This is a genomic window from Microbispora rosea (genome assembly GCF_044460045.1).
In the GTDB taxonomy this organism is placed as follows: domain Bacteria; phylum Actinomycetota; class Actinomycetes; order Streptosporangiales; family Streptosporangiaceae; genus Microbispora; species Microbispora rosea.
On the sequence record NZ_JBITJO010000003.1, the window covers coordinates 767,654 to 788,960 of the forward strand.

At 73.0% G+C, this 21,307-nt stretch carries 18 protein-coding genes; 4 read left to right on the plus strand and 14 right to left on the minus strand.

What is annotated here, in order from left to right; all coding sequences use genetic code 11:
• Window positions 1-6: 6 nt before the first annotated feature.
• The 10 genes from ACIBK1_RS15760 to ACIBK1_RS15805 all read right to left on the minus strand — a co-directional run bounded on the left by ACIBK1_RS15760 (window position 7) and on the right by ACIBK1_RS15805 (window position 9,795).
• Entirely contained in the window at window positions 7-1,089 is a 1,083-nt protein-coding gene (locus ACIBK1_RS15760; RefSeq protein ID WP_396735467.1) for an MSMEG_0565 family glycosyltransferase, read from the minus strand.
• Complete coding sequence (locus tag ACIBK1_RS15765) at window positions 1,086-1,922, minus strand: carbon-nitrogen hydrolase family protein (RefSeq protein WP_396735470.1); 837 nt, start codon at window positions 1,920-1,922, stop codon at window positions 1,086-1,088. The genes ACIBK1_RS15760 and ACIBK1_RS15765 overlap by 4 nt, the downstream gene beginning before the upstream one ends.
• Window positions 1,919-2,761, minus strand: coding sequence for a carbon-nitrogen hydrolase family protein (locus ACIBK1_RS15770; protein ID WP_396735473.1), 843 nt, complete (start codon window positions 2,759-2,761; stop codon window positions 1,919-1,921). The genes ACIBK1_RS15765 and ACIBK1_RS15770 overlap by 4 nt, the downstream gene beginning before the upstream one ends.
• Window positions 2,758-4,188 carry an MSMEG_0567/sll0787 family protein gene (locus ACIBK1_RS15775; protein WP_396736002.1) on the minus strand — a complete coding sequence of 477 codons (1,431 nt, stop codon included), beginning with the start codon at window positions 4,186-4,188 and terminating at the stop codon, window positions 2,758-2,760. The genes ACIBK1_RS15770 and ACIBK1_RS15775 overlap by 4 nt, the downstream gene beginning before the upstream one ends.
• 7 nt (window positions 4,189-4,195) lie before the next feature.
• Window positions 4,196-5,260: an MSMEG_0568 family radical SAM protein gene (locus tag ACIBK1_RS15780; RefSeq protein WP_396735476.1), complete on the minus strand. Its 1,065-nt coding sequence runs from the start codon at window positions 5,258-5,260 to the stop codon at window positions 4,196-4,198.
• 4 nt (window positions 5,261-5,264) lie between these two features.
• The gene (locus ACIBK1_RS15785; protein ID WP_030512256.1) at window positions 5,265-5,780 is read right to left on the minus strand and encodes an MSMEG_0572/Sll0783 family nitrogen starvation response protein; all 516 of its coding nucleotides are present in this window, start codon (window positions 5,778-5,780) and stop codon (window positions 5,265-5,267) included.
• A gap of 37 nt (window positions 5,781-5,817) precedes the next feature.
• Window positions 5,818-6,633, minus strand: coding sequence for an amidohydrolase family protein (locus tag ACIBK1_RS15790; RefSeq protein ID WP_396735479.1), 816 nt, complete (start codon window positions 6,631-6,633; stop codon window positions 5,818-5,820).
• Window positions 6,634-6,638: 5 nt separating this feature from the next.
• Window positions 6,639-7,970 (minus strand): MSMEG_0569 family flavin-dependent oxidoreductase, encoded by a 1,332-nt coding sequence (locus ACIBK1_RS15795; protein ID WP_396735481.1) that lies wholly within the window; start codon window positions 7,968-7,970, stop codon window positions 6,639-6,641.
• Window positions 7,971-8,053: 83 nt separating this feature from the next.
• Window positions 8,054-9,205, minus strand: a complete 1,152-nt coding sequence (locus ACIBK1_RS15800) for an FAD-dependent oxidoreductase (protein WP_396735484.1) — start codon at window positions 9,203-9,205, stop codon at window positions 8,054-8,056.
• On the minus strand, window positions 9,202-9,795 hold the full coding sequence (locus ACIBK1_RS15805) for a TetR/AcrR family transcriptional regulator (RefSeq protein WP_030512260.1): 594 nt from the start codon (window positions 9,793-9,795) through the stop codon (window positions 9,202-9,204). The genes ACIBK1_RS15800 and ACIBK1_RS15805 overlap by 4 nt, the downstream gene beginning before the upstream one ends.
• A gap of 152 nt (window positions 9,796-9,947) precedes the next feature.
• Between ACIBK1_RS15805 and ACIBK1_RS15810 the strand changes: the two genes are divergently transcribed.
• Window positions 9,948-10,874: a DMT family transporter gene (locus tag ACIBK1_RS15810; protein WP_396735487.1), complete on the plus strand. Its 927-nt coding sequence runs from the start codon at window positions 9,948-9,950 to the stop codon at window positions 10,872-10,874.
• A gap of 18 nt (window positions 10,875-10,892) precedes the next feature.
• Here the strand turns inward: ACIBK1_RS15810 and ACIBK1_RS15815 are convergent, their stop codons facing one another.
• Together ACIBK1_RS15815 and ACIBK1_RS15820 are read right to left on the minus strand one after the other, a co-directional pair.
• A complete protein-coding gene (locus tag ACIBK1_RS15815; protein WP_357314883.1) occupies window positions 10,893-12,428 on the minus strand; it encodes a M28 family metallopeptidase in 1,536 nt (511 codons plus the stop codon).
• Window positions 12,429-12,545: 117 nt separating this feature from the next.
• Window positions 12,546-13,373: a D-alanyl-D-alanine carboxypeptidase family protein gene (locus tag ACIBK1_RS15820; RefSeq protein ID WP_231514188.1), complete on the minus strand. Its 828-nt coding sequence runs from the start codon at window positions 13,371-13,373 to the stop codon at window positions 12,546-12,548.
• A 253-nt stretch (window positions 13,374-13,626) separates the two neighbouring features.
• Here ACIBK1_RS15820 and ACIBK1_RS15825 point away from each other — a divergent pair, with 253 nt between their 5' ends.
• Both ACIBK1_RS15825 and ACIBK1_RS15830 read left to right on the plus strand, forming a co-directional pair.
• Window positions 13,627-14,910 (plus strand): C39 family peptidase, encoded by a 1,284-nt coding sequence (locus ACIBK1_RS15825; protein ID WP_396735491.1) that lies wholly within the window; start codon window positions 13,627-13,629, stop codon window positions 14,908-14,910.
• A 59-nt stretch (window positions 14,911-14,969) separates the two neighbouring features.
• Window positions 14,970-15,557 (plus strand): TetR/AcrR family transcriptional regulator, encoded by a 588-nt coding sequence (locus ACIBK1_RS15830; protein WP_396735494.1) that lies wholly within the window; start codon window positions 14,970-14,972, stop codon window positions 15,555-15,557.
• On the opposite strand, the gene ACIBK1_RS15835 is transcribed toward ACIBK1_RS15830, so the two are convergent.
• Window positions 15,546-17,228 carry an alpha/beta hydrolase gene (locus tag ACIBK1_RS15835; RefSeq protein WP_396735497.1) on the minus strand — a complete coding sequence of 561 codons (1,683 nt, stop codon included), beginning with the start codon at window positions 17,226-17,228 and terminating at the stop codon, window positions 15,546-15,548. The two genes, ACIBK1_RS15830 and ACIBK1_RS15835, sit on opposite strands and share 12 nt — an antisense overlap.
• A gap of 376 nt (window positions 17,229-17,604) precedes the next feature.
• Between ACIBK1_RS15835 and ACIBK1_RS15840 the strand changes: the two genes are divergently transcribed.
• Window positions 17,605-18,495, plus strand: coding sequence for an IclR family transcriptional regulator (locus ACIBK1_RS15840; protein ID WP_030512267.1), 891 nt, complete (start codon window positions 17,605-17,607; stop codon window positions 18,493-18,495).
• 23 nt (window positions 18,496-18,518) lie between these two features.
• Here the strand turns inward: ACIBK1_RS15840 and ACIBK1_RS15845 are convergent, their stop codons facing one another.
• Window positions 18,519-21,050, minus strand: coding sequence for a DUF222 domain-containing protein (locus ACIBK1_RS15845; RefSeq protein ID WP_396735501.1), 2,532 nt, complete (start codon window positions 21,048-21,050; stop codon window positions 18,519-18,521).
• Window positions 21,051-21,307: the final 257 nt, after the last annotated feature.

Consider the following 21,307-nt stretch of genomic DNA (forward strand, 5'->3'; position numbering starts at 1 on the left):
CCGAGACTACGACGCGAGCGACTCGTACAGGGCGATGTGCCGTTCGGCGGCGGCCCGCCAGGTGTGCCGGACGGCGACCGCCCGGCCCGCCGTACGCCTGCCGGGATCGTCGGCGGAGAGGGCGTCGGCGAGCTCGGCGGCGAGCCCGGCGGGGCTGACGGCGAAGCGCGCGGCCGAGCCGAAGACCTCACGCAGGACCGGCAGATCGCGCATCACCAGGGGGACGCCCGCCGCCAGGGCCTCCATCGCGGCGAGGCCGAAGCCCTCCTTCACCGACGGGAAGGCGAAGGCGGCGGCGCCCGCGACGAGCGGCGGCAGGTCCGCGTCGGCGACCGGCCCGAGGACCAGCGGCTCGGCGCCCAGCTCCGCCGCCCGCGCCTCCCACCGCGCGCGGTAGTCGCGGTAGTCGAAGAGCGTCTCGCCCCCGGCGATCACCAGCCGGACGTCCGGGCGGGCCTCCCGCAGCAGCGCGTACGCCTCCAGCAGGTCGAGCGAGCCCTTGCGCGGCTCGATGCCGCCGACCGTCAGCACGTACGTCCCTAGCTGTCTGCGCCACATGTGGGCGGCGACGGGATCGGCGCACGCGAAGCGCTCGTAGGCGACGCCGTTGGGAATCACCGTCGCCGTGATGCCCCACCCGGCCGCGAGCTCGCCGGCCACCGCCTGCGACACGCAGACGTGCGCGTACGGCGTGACGATGGCGCGCTCGTGACAGGCGGCCAGCTCGGGCGTGGTGAAGTGGTCCACGTGGTGGACCGTCCGCACGCACCGGCCCGCCGCGTTGGCGCTGATGCAGTCCTGGGCGTGCACGACGTCGTACGACGCCGCCTCCGGGGCGAACGCCCCGCGCAGCACCGCGATCGACCGCAGCACCCGCGGGCCGACGCCCTCCCCGGGGATGTCGGAGAACGGCACGACGCGCAGCCGCACGGCCGGGTCGACCGGGCGGAAGAACCCCGTGTCGCCGCCCCGGCCGAGCGTCCACACCGTCACGTGCTGTCCCGCCGCGGCGAGCGCCTCGGCGAGGGCGAGGGTGTGCACGACCCCGCCGCGGGGCCTGGTCGAGTAGCTGAGCAGCGCTATTCTCACCCGCGTGCCTCCCGGTAGACGTCGGCCCTGCGCTCGTCGAGGTGATGGAGGATCCGCCGGGCGCGGTCGATCTCGGCGGCGACGTCGAGCTCGGCCACGGCCAGCCCGGCCTTCGACCAGGTGCGGGCGAGCACGTCGCCGCCCGGCCCGACGACCTTGGCCTGGCCCAGGAACCGCATGCCGCCCATCACCCCGGTCTGGTTGGAGGAGGCGAGCACGACCTGGTTCTCGGCGGCCCGCGCCTGGTCGTACAGGTCGAACAGCCGCGACTGCCGGTCCTGGGCGATCCGGGGCGCGCGGTTGGTGACGCTGGTGGGCCACGCCGACAGGCACGCCAGGATCTGCGCGCCGTCGAGCGCGAGGCTGCGGGCCGACTCGGGGAAGGTCTTGTCGTAGTCGATCAGCATGCCGATCCGCCCGGCCGGGGTGTCGAAGGCGTCGAAGCGGTCGCCAGGGCCGTAGGCCGCGGTCTCGCCCGCGGGCAGGTGCACCTTGCGGTGCAGGCCGAGCACCCCGTCGCCGCTGACGCACACGGCCGCGTTGTAGCGGACGTCGCCGCCGTCCTCACAGAATCCGACGCACACCACCATCTCGGCGGCCAGCGCCGCCACCCGCGCGATCACCGGGTCGTCCGGCTTCAGCGCGGGCGGCAGCGCGTCGGGGTCCGGCCTGCGCAGGTCGGCGAGGTAGCCGCCGAGCGCGGCGTCGGGCAGCACGAGCAGCCGGGCCCCCGCGGCGCGGGCGTCGTCGATCAGTTTGGCGATGCGGGCCAGGTCGAAGGCGAGGTCGCGGCCGAAGTGGGCGGCCGCCGCGGCGATCCGCAGAACGGTCACGCCGCGTGCCCCGCCGTTCCGTACGTCTCCGGCCTGCGGTCGCGCAGGTGGCCCATCGAGCGGCGCGCGGTCTCCAGCGCCCGCGGCACGTCGATCTCGGCGACGGCCACGCCCGGCCCGACGCCCGTCGCCGCGACGATCTCGCCGCCGGGGTCCACGACCTTCGCGCTGCCCACGAAGCGCAGCGACCCGAACGTGCCCGCCTGGTTGGCCGACAGCCACACGATCTGGTTCTCCAGCGCCCGCGCCTGGTCGAACAGGTCGAAGCGCCGCTTCCAGCGGTCGCGCTCCAGGTCCGCCGCCGCGTTCGTCCGCGAGCCGGGCCAGGCCGACACGCACACGCCGATCTGCGCGCCGTCGAGGGCCAGCGCGCGGGCGGACTCGGGGAACGCCTTGTCGTAGCAGATCATCATGCCGATCCTGCCGACGGGCGTGTCGAAGGCGCGGAAGCCGTCGCCCGAGGCGTAGCTGGCGTTCTCGCCGAGCGGCTGGTGCACCTTGCGGTGGTTGCCCAGCACGCCGTCGCCGCTGACGCACACCACGCTGTTGTATCGGGCGTCGCCGCCGTCCTCGCAGTAGCCCGCCACCACGACCATGTCGCCGGCCAGCGCGGCCAGCCGCCGGATCTCGGGGCCGTCCACGGCGAGCGGGGGCGGCCCGGCGTCCGCGGCGTCGCCGTCCAGGCTGAGCAGGTAGCCGCCGAGGCACGCCTCGGGCAGCGCGAGGAGCCGCACGTCCGCGTTGCGGGCCTCCTTGACGAGGCGTTCGACGATCGCGAAGTCCTCGTCGAGGTCGCGGCCGAAACCGGCGGACACCGCCGCCATGCGCAGGGCGCTCACGCGGCCCCCAATCCGGTCACCGGGCCGCCGACGGCCTCCGTGACCTGTCCGTCGGGCCAGCGCAGCGACACGCCGCTGCCGGTGGTCAACTCCCCGCACACCGCCGAGGCGGCCGGCCCCGCCGGAGGCGCCGGCGCGCCCGGCTCGTCCGCCGTGAGCATCGCGAAGCCGGGAAAGCAGGTGAGCCAGTCGCCCATGGAGGCGGCGGCCGGACGCGGCACCGCGGCCACGTCCAGCACGGCCGCGCAGCCGCTCGCCTCGGCCAGCATGCCGAGCGTGCCGGCGATCCCCGCCATCGACACGTCCTTGGCGGCGGCGGGGCGGCCGGCCGCGACCGCGCCCAGCATCGCGCGCAGCTCGTCCGTACGCCGGGAGGTGGTCGAGTCCCATTGGCGGCCCCGGTAGCCGGCCCGCCAGCCGCCGCCGAGGTCCGCCGTGAGGCGCACGGCGTGGCCGGGGCGTCCGCCGCCGCCCGGCACGGGACGCGCGGCGCGGCCCAGCGCCGTCACCGACAGCGCGGCCGGCACCCCGAGCTGCGTGTGCCCGCCGAGCACCGGCACCCCGTAGGCGCGGGCGGCCCGGGCCAGGCCGTCGAGCACCCGGGCGGCGTGCGCGGCGTCGGGCGCGGCGAGCGCGTCAAGCAGCCCCGCCGGGGCGGCGCCCATCGCGGCCAGGTCGTTGAGGTTGACCAGGACCGAGCACCAGCCGGCCCACTCCGGGTCGCGTTCGACCATGGACGGCACGATCGCGTCGCAGGCCGCGACGACGTCGCCGCCGGGCACCGGCGCTCCGTCGTCGCCGACGAAACCCGGGCCGCCGAGGGCGTGCGGGGCCTGCCCGGCGAGGGCGGCGAGCAGCGGCCCGAGCGCCGACTTGGCCGCCGCCGCGTGGGCCGCGACCCGGCCGATCGGGTGACGCATCAGCACGTGCGGCGCGCCCGCGACCGTCACCGGCCCCACCCGGGTCCAGCCCAGGCGGCGGAAGAACGTCTCGGCCCTGACCTGCACGGTCGCCTCGAACCGCAGCACGCCCTCCGCCTCGGCGCGGGCGCACGCGGCCCGCACCAGGGCAGCGCCGATGCCGCCCGTGCCCCCGGAACCACGCGCGGCGACCAGCCGCCCGCCCGTCCACCAGCCGATGTCGGTGCCGTCGCCGGCCGGTCCGAGCCGCACGCCGCCGACGACCGTGCCCGCCGCGTCCCTGGCCACCAGCGTGACCGTGCGGGGATCGTCGTCCCTGTCGTCGAGGTCGTGCTTGTCGAACAAGCCCTGCTCCCGGACGAACGCGTCGTGCCGCAGCCGACGGTAGGCCCGGAGGGTCGTGGCGTCGGCCGCCTGCTCGATCCGCACTCCCGGGCGGCGCGCCAGCGTGCTGCGGTCACCGAGCAGCGCGAGGATGTCGGGCGCCGTGTCGCCGTCGAGGTGCATCGTCACCTCACCCGCCCGCCGCGCTCAGCACGCCGCACGCCCCGCAGGCGGCGCAGCCCGCTCCCTGGTCCGCCCCGCGCATGCCGGCCGCGCGCAGCAGCGCCGCCACGCCCTCGGTGACGTACGTCAGCAGGCCCGCGCCGGGGGCGCCGATCCCGTCGCGGGCCGCGAGCGTGCCCCGCATCGGGCGGAACGGGACCACGAAGGGGTAGACACCGCGCCGGATGAGGCGGCCCGCGCCCGCGATCAGCTCGTCGGGGTCCTCGCCCAGCCCCACCAGCAGGTACGTCGAGACGCGGTTGCGCCCGAACACCCGGACCGCCTCGTCCCAGGCGGCCTCGTACTCGGCGAGCGGCACCGACGACTTCCCCGGCATCCAGCGCCGCCGGACCTCCTCGTCCAGCGACTCCACGTGGATGCCGATCGCGGTGGCCCCGGCCTGGCGCAGCGCGCCGATCCAGGCCAGGTCGCCCGGCGGCTCGCACTGCACCTGGATCGGCAGGTGCGGCACGGCGTCCAGCACGGCGCGCACGCACCGCGCCAGGGTGCGCGCGCCGCGATCGGGCCCGGTGGTGGTGCCGGTGGTCATCACCATGTGCCGTACGCCGTCGAGCCGCACGGCCGCCTCCGCCACCTCGGCGAGCTGGCCGGGCGTCTTCGCGGCGACCGTCGCGCCCGACCGCAGCGACTCCTCGATGGTGCAGAAACGGCAGCGCTCGGCCTCGCCGTACCGGACGCACGTCTGCACGACGGTCGTGGCGAGCACGTCCGCGCCGTGCAGCCGGGCGATCTTCTCGTACGGCACGCCGTCGGCGGTGGTCAGGTCGTAGAACCTCGGCCGCCGCACGGGCACCAGGGAGACCCCGGTGTCCTGCTCGCCGAGCCAGACCGTGCCGTCGCGAACGGTGTAGGGGCTGCCGGGATCGATGGGCAGCGCCGCGCCGGCGCCGTCGACGAGGACGTGGCCGTCGCCGCTGGGCCCCGCGCCGTCCGGCCGCCGTACGGGCGTGTCGAAGGCCACGCCGCGCAGGGCCAGCTCGGCGCGGGTCATGATCCGCAGATCGACGGTCACGGCACTACAGCTGGTAGGTGGAGTTGATGATGGCGCCCTTGCGGGCGTAGTGGATCAGCGCGTCCTGCACGTCCAGCGGGTGGGTCGGGATCACGCCCTCGATGAGGTCCTCCTCGCGGGCGCCGTGCAGGGACAGGCCGAACCGGCAGCAGTAGACCTTCCCGCCCTCGGCGATGAACGTCTTGAGCTGGTTGTTGATGTTGTGCTCGCCCGGGAATGCCGAGTTGCCGGTCGTCGGGAAGCCGCGGGTGGCCAGGCAGTTCAGCGACCCCGGGCCGTAGAAGTAGATGGCGGTCTCGAAGCCCTTGCGCAGCGCCCGGGTGGCCTGCAGCACGGCCACGAAGCTGACGGACGACTCGTGCGCGATGCCGTGGACGAGCGTGAAGTACGACTCGCCGTTCTCGGCCTTGTAGTCGGGGAACACCTTGGTCGTGCCGTAGATGCTGGAGCCCTCGGGCAGGGACGGGTGGGGAATCTCCTCGATGCTCTTCTTCTCGAGGTCGTTCATGTCGACGGACATGGTGTCTCTCCTTTAGCCGCAGGGGGGTGAGTGGGGGTCAGTCGTAGAGGGAGGCGAACGTGCGGCGGAAGACGAGCGCGCCCAGCTCGCCGTCCCCGGCCGCGGCGCGCATCCGGGCGTGCTCGCCCGCGAAGTCGCCCCACGGCTGGTCGCTGGCGAACAGCACGCGGTCGTGCCCGAGGCCGCGCCGCTCGATCTCCTTGGCCAGCCAGTACGGCGCGAAGCCGATGGCCCAGGACAGGTCGGTGTAGACGCGTTTGCCGGCCGCGATCCAGTCGAAGAACCGGGAGCCGGCCAGCTTGATGTGGCCGCTCATCCCGCCGCCGAAGTGCACGAGGTGCACCGGCACGCGGTCGGCGTACCACTCGACCAGGTGCCCGACCTCGTCGACGTCCGAGGCGGCGCCGGGCGAGGTGTGGACGTGGACGACCAGGCCGTGTCGCTCGGCCGCCGTGAAGATCCGGTCGAGGCCGGGACGGCAGGCGGGGTCGGTGGGCCGCCCGCCGAGCAGGAAGCTGAGCTTGAGCGCCCGCACGCCCCGCTCTCCTGCCAGGGCGAGGGCGCCGGCGGTGCGTTCCTCGTCGCGGGGCAGCGGCGAGACCCACAGCCCGGCGCGGATCCGGTCGTCGGCCTGCGCGGCCTCCAGGACGAGGTCGTTGAGGGCGAAGGCGACCGCCGGGTCGGGCACGCCGTAGTTGGGCAGCACCAGCGCGCGTTCCGTGCCCTCCGCGTCGAGGTCGGCGATCAGCTGCTTGACCGTGGCACGCGCCGTGACGTCGGGGTTCACCGCGGGGCCGCCGTAGAAGGGATGGGCGGGCAGCACGCCGATGTGGCGGTGGGCGTCGAAGATCATCGGGGTCACCCGACCGGCAGCGCGGGTGAGAGTTCGGCGGGCGCGCCGGTCAGCGCGCCGCAGACGTCGGCCAGCCGCCGGGACGCCTCGATGTGCCCGGCCAGGAACTCGGCGTCCCGTCCCACCGCCTCGAACCGGCCCGAGCCCCAGGTGTGCTGCCAGGGCAGCCCGAGGAAGTAGAGCCCGGGACAGTTCGTCACGCCGCGCCAGTGCATCGGATAGCACCGGCCGTCGAAGGCGGGGATCTCGATCCAGCGGTGGTCGCGGGTGAACCCGGTCGCCCAGACGACCGAGGTGATCCCGGCGGCGGCCAGGTCGAGGGCGCGTACCGGCTCGCCCGGCTCCCAGACCGGCACGTAGCGGGGCTCGGCGGGGGCGCCGACGCCGCGCGCGGCGATGTACGCGTCGATGGCGTCCTTGATCCCCTCGGCCACCGCGTCGGCCCGGTCGAGGTTGTCCTTCAGGTCGGCGGCGAACTCCAGCGTCGTGCCGGTCACGCCGGTCAGCCGGCCGTACAGGCGCATCCCGTCGCGGGCGAAGGCCCGCAGGTCGATGTCGCGCCCGCCGTCGCGCCCGGTGACGTAGTGGTTGGCCCGCAGGCGTACGGCGTCCGCGTCGTCGAACTCGTCGATGCTCCTGGCGTAGTGGCCCATGTCGTGCAGCCACGCCACGCAGTCCCTGCCCCGGTAGAAGCGGGCGACGCGGGGTGCACTCCCGACGGCGAGGTGGACCCTGCGCCCGGCCAGATGCAGGTCCTCGGCGATCTGGCAGCCCGACTGCCCGGTGCCGATCACGAGGACCTCGCCCTCGGGAAGCCGCGCGGGACGGCGATACCGCGAGGAGTGGATCTGGGTGATCCCCGCGGGCAGCCGCTCGGCCAGGCGGGGGACGGCGGCGTCGTGGTAGGGGCCGGTGGCCACCACGACCTGGTCGGCCGTGAGGTCCCCGGCGGTGGTCGCGAGCTCGAACGTCCCGCTGGGGGCTCTCCGCAGGCGGGTGACGCGCACGCCCTCGGCGAGCGGGGGCCCGAAGGAGGCGGCGTAGTCCTCCAGATAGCGGACGATCTCCTCGCGGACCATGAAACCGTCGGGGTCGGGCCCCCGATAGGGGAAGCCCGGCAGGTCGCACTGCCAGTTGGGGGTGACCAGGCAGAAGGAGTCCCAGCGGCGCTCGCGCCACTCGTGACCGACCCGCCGCGCTTCGATGACGACATGCTCGATGCCGCGCCGGCCCAGGCAGTGGCTGACCGACAGCCCCGCCTGGCCGCCACCGACGACCACGACCGGGTAATGGGCTCCGGCGATCCGCGGTGTGCTGGTTTCTGCCGCCGTTTCCATGACGGCCACTTCAGTCCGCCCCGATTACCGGACCACGGCTTCCGGAATAAAAAGCCGTTACCGGTGCGTCACCCCGCGGTCCGTCAGGTGATGAGGCGGTGGCCGCCGGGGCTGAGGGAGTTCATGAAGAGCCGGTCGGCTCCGGGGAGGGAGGCCAGCCGAAGCAGCCAGTCGCGGGCCGTGATGCGCAGGCGGCTGGACGGCGCCATCCAGGGGAGGAAACGGCGTCCGAACGACTGCACGTCGGCGACGACCGGTTGCATGCGCGCCGCGTACCGGTCGAGGGCGGGGGACAGGTCGCCGGAGGAGGCCGCGCGCAGCTCGCCGGCGAGCACCCACGCGGCGGCCACCGCCAGGGACGCGCCGTGGCCCGCGAACAGGGAGACCGCCTGGCAGGCGTCGCCGAGCAGGACCACGCGGCCGCTGCTCCAACTGGAGGCCTCGACCTGTGTGACCTGGTCGTAGTACAGCTCCGGCGGCTGCGGGCAGCCGCCGAGCACCTCGGGCAGGATCCAGCCGAGCTGCCCGAAGTGCTCGCGCAGCGAGGCGGCCGGATCGGCGGGAACGGCGGGGTCGGGCTCGTGGCGCAGGAACAGCAGGGCGAGCCGGTTCCCGCCCACCGCGTAGGCCCCGGCCATCAGATGCGGCACCGTCAGCATCCGGTAGCGCGCGCCGACCCGCCGGCTGAGGTCCTCGTCCTCGACCACGTACGCGGCGACGTGGTGGCCGAGATAGCGGACGAAGCGCTCCTCGGGGCCGAATACCAGCTCCCTGACCCGCGAGTGCACGCCGTCGGCGCCGACCAGCAGGTCCGCCTCGTGCCGGGTGCCGTCGGTCAGTTCGACCTGGACGCCCCCGTCGTCCTGCGTGACGGCCGCGACCGTCGTGCCGTACCGCACCGGCGCGCGCACCTGCTCGGCGAGCACGCGGGCGAGGTCGCCCCGGAGCAGGCTGACCACCTCGGCGAAGCCCGCCTTGACGGCGAGACGGCTGGTCTGCCGTCCTGAGCCGTCGACGTAACCGATCTCGTGGACGGGGTGACGGACCTCCTCCAGCCGGGGGCGCAGCCCCATCCGCCCGGCCGCCTCCAGCCCCGGCCCGTAGAAGTCGATCATGTATCCGCTCTCGCGGAACGCCGGGGCGCGCTCGACCATTTCGACGTCCCAGCCGGCGCGTTCCAGGTGCCAGGCCAGGGCCGTCCCGGCTATCCCGGCACCGCAGACGATCGCTTTCATGTCCCACTGCCCTCCTCGTGTCCGTCCGTACGCACCATCGCCCGCAGCGGTCCGGCCAGAGCGGTGAGGTCGAGGCCGGGGTCGAGCCCGCGGTGCAGCACGAGGCCGTCCACCGCCGCGACCAGGACCGCCGCGGTGGCCTCGGCGTCGCCGGCGTGGCCGCGATCACGTAGCCAGGAGGCGATCCGCGCGCGGGAATCGGCGACGATCTCGTGCAGCAGCTCGCGGAGCTCGGGCAGCCGGGCCGCCGCCAGGTACATCTCGACGATCAGCAGCGAGGCGGGGTCGGTTCCCGTGTAGCGGGACAGCTCGCCCAGCAGCCACTCGACGCCGGTCTCGGGGTCGGGCTGCTCCGCCAGCCGCCCGGCCAGCTCCTCCAGCATCGCGCGCGCGACCCCCGTCGAGGCCGCGATCAGCAGGTCGGGCAGCGACGCGAAGTGGTAGTGCACGACCCCGGGGGCGACCCCGGCCCGCTCGGCCACCATCCGCGTGCTGACGCCGCCCCAGCCGGCCTCGGCGATCAGGGCCGCCGCCGCGCCGAGCAGCCGCTGCCGTGTGGTCCTGCCCCGGTCCGCGGACGCCTCCGCCATCTCCCACGTGCTCCGTTCGGTTCTCGTACGACCGCCTTGTACGACTGACTTGGGTGACCGTCTTGGACGTTTGCCCAAAACCATAGCACCGGACATGAGGTCGTCGTCGCGGGGGATGGGCGGATACATGGGAGACCCGGCCGCCGAGGGGAGTGACCGATCATGATGCCGAGGGCGCCGGCGGACGGCGTGCCGCCGTGATCGTCACGGTGGTTCTCGGCCTGGCGGCCGCGGCCCTCCTCGGCCTGGGCTGGGTCGCACAGCAGCACGTCGCGTACACCGAACCGCTGGGCGAGATGCTGCACGTGCGCCTGCTGTTCGACCTGGCGCGCAAACCGGTGTGGCTGGCCGGGATCGCCGCGATGGTCGGCGGGCAGGTCCTCGGGGCCCTGGCCCTGCGGCGTGCCGACGTTGCGTCCGTGGAGCCGCTTCTCGCGACCAACCTCATCTTCGCCCTCGCCGCGGCGGCCCTGTTCTACCAGGAGCGTCTGGGCCCGACGGAGTGGCTGGGCGCGGTGCTGGTCAGCGGCGGCGTGGCCGCCTTCCTCCTGGCGGGTCGCCCCGAGGGCGGTGGGATACCGGCGTCGGGCTCCACGGTGTGGATCGCCGTGCTGATCGTGGCGGGCGTGGCCGCGGGCATGGTCGCCGTGGCGCTGCGGTCGCCCCTGCAGACCAAGGCGATGCTGCTCGCCGCCGCCGCGGGGGCGTTGTACGGCCTCCAGGACGCGCTGACCCGCGGGTCCCTGCTGACGCTCGCGCAGGGACCCGCGGCGCTGTTCACCTCCTGGGAGCCCTATCTGCTGCCCGTGATCGCCGCGACCGGCATCCTGCTCAACCAGAGCGCCTTCGACGCCGCGCCGCTGCGGATCTCGCTGCCCGCCACCACGGCGACCGAGCCGATCGTCGGCATCGTCCTGGGCGTCGCGATGTTCGACGAGCGCCTGCGCGTCGATCCCCCCGCTCTCGCGGGGGAGGTCGGCGGCCTGGTGGCGCTCGTGGTGGGCATCGTCATCCTCGGCCGCTCGCCGTTCCTGGCGAAGTCGGAGCAGGGGCAGCAGGCCCCTCGCGACCGCGCCTGACCGGCGGGCCGTGTACGGCTACCGCATGCCCGGGGAGGTGCGTGCGGCGGCTGCGGAGCGCGCGGTGGTGCGGTTGTCCGGACCCGGCAGGTCGCGGCTGAAGGCGTAGACGGCCGCGGCGGTGGCGATCGCGCCGGTGTTCAGCGCGAGAGCCTTGTCGCTGATGTTGGCGAGGGTGTCGCAGGCCTGGTGGTAGCACGAGTCGTACGCCACCCCGGCGGTGCCGCCGAACATCGCCTGCTCCTCGGGCGTCTTGACGCCCTCGGCGCCGGTGAACGTCCCGCCGGACGGAATCCCGGCGTCGATGAAGGGCCCGTAGTCCGACCGTCCGTCGAAGTCGGTGCCGTTGTGGCGCTGACGGAGGGTGTCGAAGTACTTCTCGAAGAGCTTCTCGATCTCGCCGGATCCCTCGGGGCCGGGACCCGCGCCGGTGGCGTCGGAGTCGTCGCCGTCGTAGATCTTCAGGGCGTAGTTCGGAGAGGCCACCATGTCGAAGTTCAGATACAGCTTGATCTTCGCCAGGTCGGCGGGGGACAGGCTCGCGACGTAGTGCTCGGCCCCGAGCAGGCCCAGCTCCTCCGCGCTCCAGAAGGAGAAGCGCAGCCTGTTCCTCGTCGGGATCTTGCCGAGCGCGGTGGCGACCTCAAGGATCGCGGCGCTGCCCGAGCCGTTGTCGTTGATGCCGGGCCCGGCCGGCACGCTGTCCAGGTGCGCCCCGAGCTGCACCACCCTGTTCGCGTCGCCCCACCGGGAGTCGGCGATGACGTTGTGGGTCGTGCGGATCTCGCTGGTGGTGTCGGTCTTCACACGCACCGTGGTTCCGGCGGCGGACAGTTCCTGGCCGGCCGCGAAGCTAACGCCCACGGCGGGGATGTGCACGGTGGGCTCGCCCAGCGTGCCCTGCAGGGTCTCGGTGCGCCCGGGCTGGCCCTCGTTCATGATGATCACCGCGGACGCGCCCGCGGCCTGCGCGTTCTCCGCCTTCACCTGGAAGTTGCAGGTGCCGCGCTGCACCAGCGCGACGGCGCCCGCGGGGAAGCCGGCGAAGTCGGCGGCCTCGCAGCCGGAGGTCGACGAGTTGGGCGTGGGCCCGGGAGGCAGCACGAGGTCGACGTTCCTGACGGCTCCCGTGACGTCTCCCGACCCGGAGTAGGTCATCGTGGCGAAGTCGCCGACGCTGCTGCCGTCCGGCGGTGTGGGCGCGTACGTCTTGGGAGAGGGCGCCGTCCGCTGCAGGACCGCGGTGGAGTTCTCCTGGAAGAACGGGAACTCGAACTCCTGCACGGTCACCGTGTAGCCGGCCTTCTTCAGCACGCCTGCGACGTAGTCGCGCGAGGCCGCGAAGCCGGGAGTGCCGGCGGCGCGCGTGCCGCCGTTGGCGTTCGCGATGTCCTGCAGCTTGCGCAGGTGCTTCTTCACCGCCGACGCGACCACCGTCTGCGCGATGGCGGCCGGGTCGGGATCGGCGTTCGCCGGCGCGGCCGGCAGGAGGGGAAGCACGAGGGCGGACGCCGCGGTGACGACGGCGGCGCGCATGCCGGGCGAGGCGCGCATTGGGCTCTCCTTTGGGACCAATGGACAGTGATCGGGAACCTAACCGGGTTTGACAGATCCGGAAAGACCCTGTTTTCTCACCCGCCGGGGTATTGTGCGCCCCGCCCTATTCGGAGGTCAGCGGTCGCCCGCCCAGTCGAGCAGCGTCTCGGCGGTGTCCCAGCGGCGGTTGGCCACGTTCTCGCCGAGGATGATCCCGATCAGCCGGTGACCGCCCCGGTCGGCGGCGAACGCCAGGCAGAACCCGGCGGCGTTCGTGGAGCCGGTCTTCACGCCGATCGCGCCCGGCAGGCCGAGCATGTGGTTGGTGTTGTACCAGTCGTACCGGCCGTCCTCGGTCGAGTGCTCGCTGGTCGAGGTGACCTTCTTGAAGACCGGGTTCCGCAGCGCGATCTCCGCGAGCCTGGCCTGGTCGCGTGCCGTGGAGTAGCCGTCGCCGTGGGACGTCGGGAGCCCGTCGGCGTTCACGTACAGGGTGTCCTTCAATCCGAGCTGGCGTGCGGCGGCGTTCATCTTGTCCACGAAGCCGGGCACGCCGGGGCCGTACACGCGGGCCAGGGCGTGCGCCGCGTCCGCGCCCGAGGGGAGCAGCAGGGCGTACAGCAGCTCGCGGACCGGCAGGGTGTCGCCGGGCTCGAGATCGGCCGTCGTGCCGTCGTTGTCCCAGGCGTACTCGAGGTCCTCACGCTTGACCGTGACCTCGTCGTCGAGCTTCGCGTCCCGCAGCACGATGTACGCGGTCATGATCTTGGTCAGGCTGGCGACCGGCATGCGCTTGCCCGCGTTCTTGTCCAGCAGGTCCTGCCCGGTCGTGGCGTCCCACAGATAGACGGCCCGCCCGTGCACCTGCGGCGCGGAAGGGGCCAGCGTCAGGCCGGGAGAGGCCAGGGCGGGAGAGGCGACGACCGGCGCCCCCACTCCCGTGGCCAGGGCAAAGGCGGCCATGGAGACACCAAGAGAAAGCTTCCGAGCGAACATGCGAATCAGCGTGCCATGGCTATTCGGGCCTTTAAGGCTAAAGCTCGCAAAATATCAGTAAAGGGGCGAAACGCATGTGACTCAAGGGGTTTCAGATGGCTTCTCGGGTAATTAGCGACTTGCCCCGCGAACGCCGGGAGCGGATACGTATTCCTGCCGATGCGCGGGAGGGCGGCAGGTATCTAGCGTCGGGGACGCCCACGAGACCCCGAGGTGAGCCATGCGCGTGCTGACCGCGTTCCTGACCGCGTTCCTGCCCGTGTCCCTGTCCGCCCTTCTGACGACCTCCGCCCTCACCGTCCCGGCCACCGCCGCAGAGGCCGCGACCAAGCCCCCGCCGTCCCCCGTCGACGTCGTCTACCAGCGGGCCCACTTCGGCCCCGGCGTCCGGGAGGGCGTGAAGGCGGGCGACACCCTGTCCTTCGCCGCCCCTGTGGGAACGATCTCCTACACCGACGCACTCGGCACCAAGACCTGGGAGTACGCCCGGTGGACCGGCCGTGAGCAGCAGGTCGGGTTCGCCGCCACCGAGCTGGTCGCCTCCTGGAACGCCGACGTGCCCGCCGGCAGCTGGCTGCAGGTCGAGATGCGGGGCCGCCACGCCGCCGGGCAGACGAAGTGGTACGTGCTCGGCCGCTGGGCCTACGGCGACGAGGACATCCGCCGCACGTCGCTGTCCGGGCAGCGGGACGCCGACGGCACCGTCTCGGTCGACACGTTCGTGGCCGCGGCGGGCAAGGCGATCACCGCCTACCAGCTGCGCGTCACGCTCTACCGCGCGCCGGGCTCGGCCGTGCAGCCGGTCGTGCGCACGCTCGGCGCGATGGCCTCCGCGGTGCCCGACCGGGCGACCGTGCCGGTCAGCCCCGGCGGCAGCGCCTGGGGCGTCGAGCTTCCGGTGCCCCGCCGCTCGCAGAACGTCCACGAGGGCCACTACCCCGAGTGGGACGGCGGGGGAGAGGCGTGGTGCAGCCCGACCTCGACCACCATGGTCCTCGGCTACTGGGGGAAGTGGCCCAGCAAGCAGGACACCTCCTGGGTGGACCCCTCCGACCCCGACCCCGAGGTCGACTACGCCGCCAGGTACACCTACGACTACGCGTACGAGGGGGCGGGCAACTGGCCGTTCAACGCGGCCTACGCCGGACGGTACGGGCTTGAGGGGTTCGTCACCCGGCTCCGCTCGCTGACCGAGATGGAGCGGCTGATCCGGGCCGGCATCCCCGTCGTCACATCGCAGTCGTTCAAGGCCGAGGAGCTGCCCGGCGCCGGATACAGCACCAACGGCCACCTCATGGTCATCGTCGGCTTCACCGCCAACGGTGACGTGATCGCCAACGACCCCGCCTCGCCGGACGACGACGCGGTGCGCCACGTCTACCCGCGGGCCAACTTCGAGAACGTCTGGCTGCGCAGCACCGGCAGCGGCGGGATCGTGTACGTCATCCACCCGAAGAACCACCCCCTGCCGCCCACCACTCCGGGACTCCCGGCGAACTGGTAGAGATCTCCCGGGTCCCGCGGCGTACGACCGCGGGGCCCGGCCCTCCTATAGTCAGTCAGGTGACTGACTCGACGAGTGCCCGGGTGAGGGCCGCGAGCGCAAAGCGGCAGCGGCTCATGGCCGCCGCCGCGCAGGTGGTGCACCAGCAGGGTGCGGAGCGCACCACCATCGCCGACATCGCCCGCGCCGCCGACGTCCCGGTCGGCAACGTGTACTACTACTTCAAGACCAAGGACGAGCTCGTCGCCGCGGCGCTGGCCGAGCACTCCCGCCACCTGCGGGATCTCACCGAACGGCTGGAGCGGCTGCCGGACCCCCGGGAGCGGCTCAAGGGCCTCGTGGAGACCTGGGTCGGCCAGCGGGACCTCGCGGCGCGGTACGGCTGCCCGACCGGCACACTCGCCGCCGAGCTGGACAAACGTGACGAGGGTGGCCTGGACGCGGAGGCGGGCAAGGTCATCCGGCTGCTGCTCGAATGGGTCGAGCAGCAGTTCCGGGAGCTCGGCCTGCCGGAGCCCGACGGCCTCGCGCTGACCCTTGTGGGCGCCTACCAGGGGATGTCGCTGCTGGCGAACGCCCTGCGCGACCCCCGGATCATGACGCGCGAGGGAGCCCGGCTGATCGGCTGGCTCGACTCACTCGTCTGAGCCGGACGCGTGCTTCGCGAGCAGCGTGGTCAGCGCCGCGGTCCGCGCGTCGTCCCACCCGTCCGGCGGGGCGATCCGCGCCCACGCCGCGACCACCTCGCCGTCATAGTCGTGGCCGTGCCCCGGCGGCGCGTCGAGGGAGAAGACCAGGTCGGCGGTGATCTGCCAGAACGTCACGAACGGATACCACCGGATCCAGGGCAGCACGTCGTCGCCGCGCCGCTCCTCCAGCCAGTCGGGACGGGAGAGGACGAGCCGGGGCGCCCACCACACGATCGGGTCGGAGGGATGCTGGAGGTAGACGACCCGCGGCGCGTTCCACGGTGAATCGGGCGCGTCCAGGTCGGAGGGGCGGTTGGCGAAGCGCACGGTCTCGCCGTTCCGGTAGACGGGCAGCGCCTCCCTGCTGCCCGGGTCGCGGCCGTCGACGAGCCGCCGCCACAGCGCGCTGCTGTCCGGCGGCCCGACGAACAGCGCGCCGTCGGTGCGCTCACGCAGGTCCCGGTCGCCGCCGAACGCCGACTCCGCGCCGAACGCACCCAGGCTCTCCCCGAAGACCAGTAACTTGGGCCGGTGCCCGGCGGGCAGCGCCGACCAGCGGGCGTACACCTGGTCGAACAGCTCGCGCCCGGCCGCCCTGGCGCGTTCGCGGTCCACCAGGAACGACAGCCAGCTCGGCAGATAGGAGTACTGCATGGAGACCAGCGCGGTGTCTCCGCCGTACATGAACTCCAGGGCGGCGGCCGCCTGCGGGTCCACCCAGCCGGTGCCGGTCGTCGTGACCACGCAGAGCACCTTGCGGCCGAACGCGCCGGTCCGCTCCAGTTCCCGTACGGCCAGGGCGGCCCTCTGGCGTGTGGTCGCGGCGGAGTCGAGCCCCGCGTAGACCCGGATCGGGGAGACGGCGGGCCGCCCCGCGAAGCCGCTCAGCTCGCCTGCCGTCGGCGCGTGCGCGACGAACGCGCGGCCCTCCAAGCCGAGGGACGCCCAGGAGGCCAGCGAGGAGGGGCTGCCCGACAGCGTGGCGGCCGTCGGCGGGGTGATGCCGGGCGAGGTCTCGGTGTTGATCGCGGCGAAGCTGTGGTCGGCCCCTCTGAGCAGGGCCTCGGTGAGGATCCCGTCGGTCAGGAAGACGGCCAGCACGCCCACCCCGAGCCCTGCAGCGAACTGCGCGGCCGTCGCGGGGAACCACCGTCCGAGGAGGCGGCCCAGCGCCCGTGCCGCGATCCGCAGCGTCCGGGCGGCGGTCAGCAGGGCGAGGAACAGGGCCGCCGCGATCAGCGGGACGCCGAGGTAGTTGAGTCGCTCCGGCGGGTTCATCCCCATCAGCGCGTAGATGTCCCGCTGCGCGCGTACACCCAGGACCAGCGAGGCCGCGCCGAGACCGCAGCCGAACGTCGCGACCAGCCGCCGGACCCGCCGTCTTCCCTTGCGCTTCCATGCCGCGCGCCACTTCGCCGGGAGCCGGGCCGCGGCCGGGCGCACAAGTGCGCCGGCGAGCACTCCCACCAGATATCCGGTGGCGGTGAGCACCCCGGCGATGATCCCCTGCAGCGTCCAAGGCCGGGGCAGCAGCGACGGCGTGAGAGACAGGGAGAAGAAAGCGGCGGCGAGGACGATTCCGGCCGTGCCCAGCGGCGCGTTGAGACGCAGCCGCTGTCTTTCCCCCATCAGGTCCCCGATCCATGCAGCGTCCGATGGCCTACGGAGCAGGCAGGCTATCAAGGTCACGAACTGGTCACGCCGCGGGTGGGGGACGTCCCGGTCACACCCCCGCCCAAGGCCGCCTCTGTCCCCAGCGCGGGAGCAGGGCCGTGGCGATGGCGACCAGCGGGTCGATGGCGAGCCACGGTTCCCGTTCGGCGCTCATTGACTCTCCTGCGCAGTCAACCGTGGGTGAACGAAGGAGAGTCGGGGAGGAGCCCGATCATCGGGCAGGACCGGACAGAAGGCAGCAGGACGGGCTGTCTCTTCGTCCTCTTCTCAGGGCTGTGATGCGTTGCTACATTCCGAAGCAAGAATCAATTTCAGTTTTTGGGGAGGTGCGATGACCGCTCTCCGTGCCGAGCGGGAGGCGACGGCGCCCGCTCGACGAGAGCCGCCGCCGTCGATGGTCGAACGGATGACGCTCATCATGGACGCGTTCCCCGGTCGCTCCACCCGTCTCACGCTTGAGGACGTGGTGCGCTGCACCCACCTCCCGCGCTCGACGGCTCATCGCATCCTCGACCAGCTCGTACGACTGAACTGGCTGGACCACACGCCGTTCGGCTACAGCCTGGGCAGGCGGGCGCTCCGGCTCGGCGGCCGGGACGGCAGCCACGACGAGATCCGGGAGGCCGCCGCGCCGCTGCTCCACAACCTGCAGATCCGGACCGGTATGGTCGTCCACCTCGCCGTGCTCGACGGCGCCGAGGTGTTCTACCTCGACAAGGTCGGCGGCCGGTTCGCCCTGTCGGTGCCGTCCCGTGTCGGCGGCCGGGCTCCGGCCCACTGCACCGCGCTCGGCAAGGCGATCCTCGCCTGGATGGAGCCCGAGCAGGTCGAGGCGCTCATCGACGGGCACATCAGCCGTCTGACCAGCCGGACCATCGGCGACATTGGCACGTTGCACCAGGAGCTCAACCGCATCCGGCGGCGCCGCGGTCTCGCCTTCGAGCGGGGGGAGTGCTTCCCCCACATCTCCTGCGTCGCCGCGGCCGTTCGCGGCCACGAAGGGCCGGTGGCCGGCATCTCCCTGGTGGGCGACGTCCGCACGGCGCTGGAGAAGGTGGCCCCGCTCGTGGTCGACGCCGCGCGGCAGGTCTCGCTCGCCCTCTTCCCCGACCTGGATTCCCAGCGCAGATCCCGGGCCGTCCACCGCGTGCCGGACCGCACCTGGTCCCCGGGAACCATGAACCCCCTGCTGGCCGTCGGCCAGAACGGCGATTGGCTCTGAGGGCACGTTCGACCTGAACACGATCAGATCCGCAGCCGCCCGGGCCGGGGCCGCTCGTAGGTGAAGGTCCAGCGGTCGGTGCCGGTTTGGCGGCGGGTGTAGCGCTGAGGGTGCTGGTAGCGGTCGCGGTTGTGGAACTGACAGGCCGGGCCGAGGAGTTTCAGGTCGGTGAGTCCGCCGGTGCTCCAGTTGTCGGCATGATCGATCTGGCACATCGTGGCGGGGAGCGGGCAGCCGTCGATCCAGCAGGTGGCATACCGGGCGAAGATGGCTCGTCGTTGGGCGGGGGTGGCCAGGCGGACCTTGCGGCCCATGTCGAGCACTTGTCCTTCGGCGTCCATGACCAGCCGCACGAGAGTCGAGGTGCGGGCGAGGCGGTGCACGCTGGTGACGGGCAGCATCTGCCCGGTCGCCAGCAACAACCCCGGCACCGTCCCCAGCAACGTCCCGGGCGCCGTCTCGAACAGTGCCCCCGGCGGCGTCCTGAACAGTGCCCCCGGCGGCGTCCCTAACAGTGCCCCCGGCGTCCCGGGCGGCGGCCCAGGTGACGCTCCCTGCCCCGTCCCCGGTGCCTGCGTCGCAAACGCGCACCTCGCCGCGCCGCCGCACCGGCACGCGCCCTGGCCGTCCGCCGCGTCTTGCCGAGCCCGGCCTTGCTCCTCGCAGCCCTGCTCCTCGCGGCCCTGGTCGTGGCGGTACTGGCCGCAGCGCACGTCGCTGTGGTCCTCAGGCGTGGTCTGCGCATCCCGGCAGTCCCCCGCAGGCTGATGCCCGGCGTGGGTGCGACGTGCGAAGGCGTCCTCGGGAGGAGGATCGGGCTGCGCTGCCTGGGCAGGCGCTGTGCCGGAAGGTGCTGCGTGCGAGGACGCTGTGCCGGAAAGTGCTGTGTTCGAGGGTGTTGTGTTCGAAGGCGCTGCGTGCGCAGGCCCGCCACCGTCAGCAGGCAATGCTGACCCGTGCCGCCTGGCGTGCGTTGCCCCGGTCTGTGCCGCGGCACGGTCGCAGTCATCGCCCTCTACCGGCGGGATGTCGTCGCCCTCGGTAGAGGTGGCGCTCGCGGTGTCGTGCGGCTCGCGCTCACCGGCCCGCTGCTCACCAGTGCCGCACTCACAAGTCCCGCGCTCACGGGGTGCGCGCCTATCGGTCCCGCGCTCGTAGGTTCCGTGCTCACCTGCCCCGTGCTCGTCGGGGCCTGGGTGGCGGGACTCCTTATCGCGGGGACCGGTGGTGGCGCGGTCGGCGTTTCCGGCATCGGCGTGTGCGGCTCCATCGGCTCCGGCGTCGCTCCCCGCACCGGAGTCCGTCGCTCCGTCGGCACCGCCCGCGTTACCGGGGTCCCCCGTCGCGCCGGGGACGGCGTCGTCGGCCTCGTTGGTGTCGTCAGTGCTTTCGGCATGGTCAGGGTCCGCGGGGTGGTCGGTGGTGGCGGCGGGGTCGGTGGTGGCGGCCTCGCTGGGGGCAGAGCCGCTGGCGTCGTCGGCGGCGGGGTCGGAGTCGGCAGGGTGGGGGTCGGTGGTGGGGTCGGTGGGGAGGGATTCGGCGTTGACGAGGACCAGGAGTTCGGTGGCGATCTTCTGTTCCAGCAGGGCGATGAAGGCATCGGCCTGGCGCACGCTCAGTGGCCGGTCATCGCCTTCCGCGCGGGGTTTGGCGTAGGCGTCGAGCAGGGCGCGTAGCCGGGCTGCCGCTTCGCGGGGGAGGGAGAACTCCCCTTCCAGGCCGCCGCCCCGCCCGGGGCGCACCCGCAGGAACCGCCGCCCGTAGTCGGCCCGCTCGTCGCGGTCCTCCCCATCAGGGTCCAGCACGGCACGCAGGTAACGCCCGGCCTTGGCCACCTCCGCCGCGCCTGCTTTGGTTGCGAGCTCCAGCAGGATCGGCTCGGCCAGACCGGCGTGCTCGTCGGACAGGTTCGCGGTGGCGGTGCAGATCGCTTCCACCACCCCTGCCGCCAACTGGCCGGCGGCGAACTTCTCCCGCACCCGGGGCAGACGCGCCAGCTCCACCGCCAACGTCAGCAGGCGGCTGGCTCCGCCGACGCTCATCCCGGCGGCGGTGCGCAGCCAGCTGCGGGTGGAGGCATGCCCATGCTGCTTGACCTGCCCCGCCCGATGGACCCGGCCCACCCGATCGGCAATTGCGCAGGTGATCCGATCCCGCGCGAACAGCAAATCCTCCGCCTCAGCCAGGCAGACATCCGCATCCTCCGGAAGCGGCGCCAACGCCAACGCCTGCGCCGACTCACGAACAGACCCCACCAGCACCCACGACGACCGAGCGCGCGGACGACCACCCGCATCGGCGGCACCCGCGCCGCCACCACCATCGACACCAAGGCCATCGGCACCCAGGCTGCCTGGGCTCCCGGTGCCGGGCGTGCCGTCGCTCGTGTGCGCGCTCGTGTGCTGCGGCGGCTGGAGGTCGGCGATCGGGAAGTACTCGCGGGCGGATGAGCCATCGGCAGACCACAACGGCGAGTCGGCGGTCAACCGGTCCCACCAGTCGTCGGAACTATTCGAACGACGAAGGCGGTCAGGATGAGAGTCGAACAGATCCATCACACCTCCTCGGGAAATTCGAAAGTCTGTATGAATTCTCTCATTGCTCCAGGTCGTCGAGCAACGCGACGAAGCGATTAGCTGGAGTTACAGGTGGGAGGAGATAGGCAGGTCAGGGCCCGGTTCTGGCGGTGCTGGTGCATGCATCCGGGGCGGTCGCGACGGCAACGACGCGCCGGGTACGCGCAGGAAGGGGCAATCCTGCCAGCAGCAACTCCACTTATAGGTGGCGCAGAGAGGGGTCAGCCGTGCGGTCG

Coding starts and splice junctions, on each gene's coding strand:
- ACIBK1_RS15835 (WP_396735497.1), bottom strand. CDS start 17,228: ATGGGGGAAAGACAGCGGCTGCGTCTCAACGCGCCGCTGGGCACGGCC.
- ACIBK1_RS15785 (WP_030512256.1), bottom strand. CDS start 5,780: ATGTCCGTCGACATGAACGACCTCGAGAAGAAGAGCATCGAGGAGATT.
- ACIBK1_RS15825 (WP_396735491.1), top strand. CDS start 13,627: ATGCGCGTGCTGACCGCGTTCCTGACCGCGTTCCTGCCCGTGTCCCTG.
- ACIBK1_RS15815 (WP_357314883.1), bottom strand. CDS start 12,428: ATGCGCGCCTCGCCCGGCATGCGCGCCGCCGTCGTCACCGCGGCGTCC.
- ACIBK1_RS15845 (WP_396735501.1), bottom strand. CDS start 21,050: ATGGATCTGTTCGACTCTCATCCTGACCGCCTTCGTCGTTCGAATAGT.
- ACIBK1_RS15820 (WP_231514188.1), bottom strand. CDS start 13,373: ATGGCCGCCTTTGCCCTGGCCACGGGAGTGGGGGCGCCGGTCGTCGCC.
- ACIBK1_RS15805 (WP_030512260.1), bottom strand. CDS start 9,795: ATGGCGGAGGCGTCCGCGGACCGGGGCAGGACCACACGGCAGCGGCTG.
- ACIBK1_RS15775 (WP_396736002.1), bottom strand. CDS start 4,188: ATGCACCTCGACGGCGACACGGCGCCCGACATCCTCGCGCTGCTCGGT.
- ACIBK1_RS15800 (WP_396735484.1), bottom strand. CDS start 9,205: ATGAAAGCGATCGTCTGCGGTGCCGGGATAGCCGGGACGGCCCTGGCC.
- ACIBK1_RS15790 (WP_396735479.1), bottom strand. CDS start 6,633: ATGATCTTCGACGCCCACCGCCACATCGGCGTGCTGCCCGCCCATCCC.
- ACIBK1_RS15840 (WP_030512267.1), top strand. CDS start 17,605: ATGACCGCTCTCCGTGCCGAGCGGGAGGCGACGGCGCCCGCTCGACGA.
- ACIBK1_RS15795 (WP_396735481.1), bottom strand. CDS start 7,970: ATGGAAACGGCGGCAGAAACCAGCACACCGCGGATCGCCGGAGCCCAT.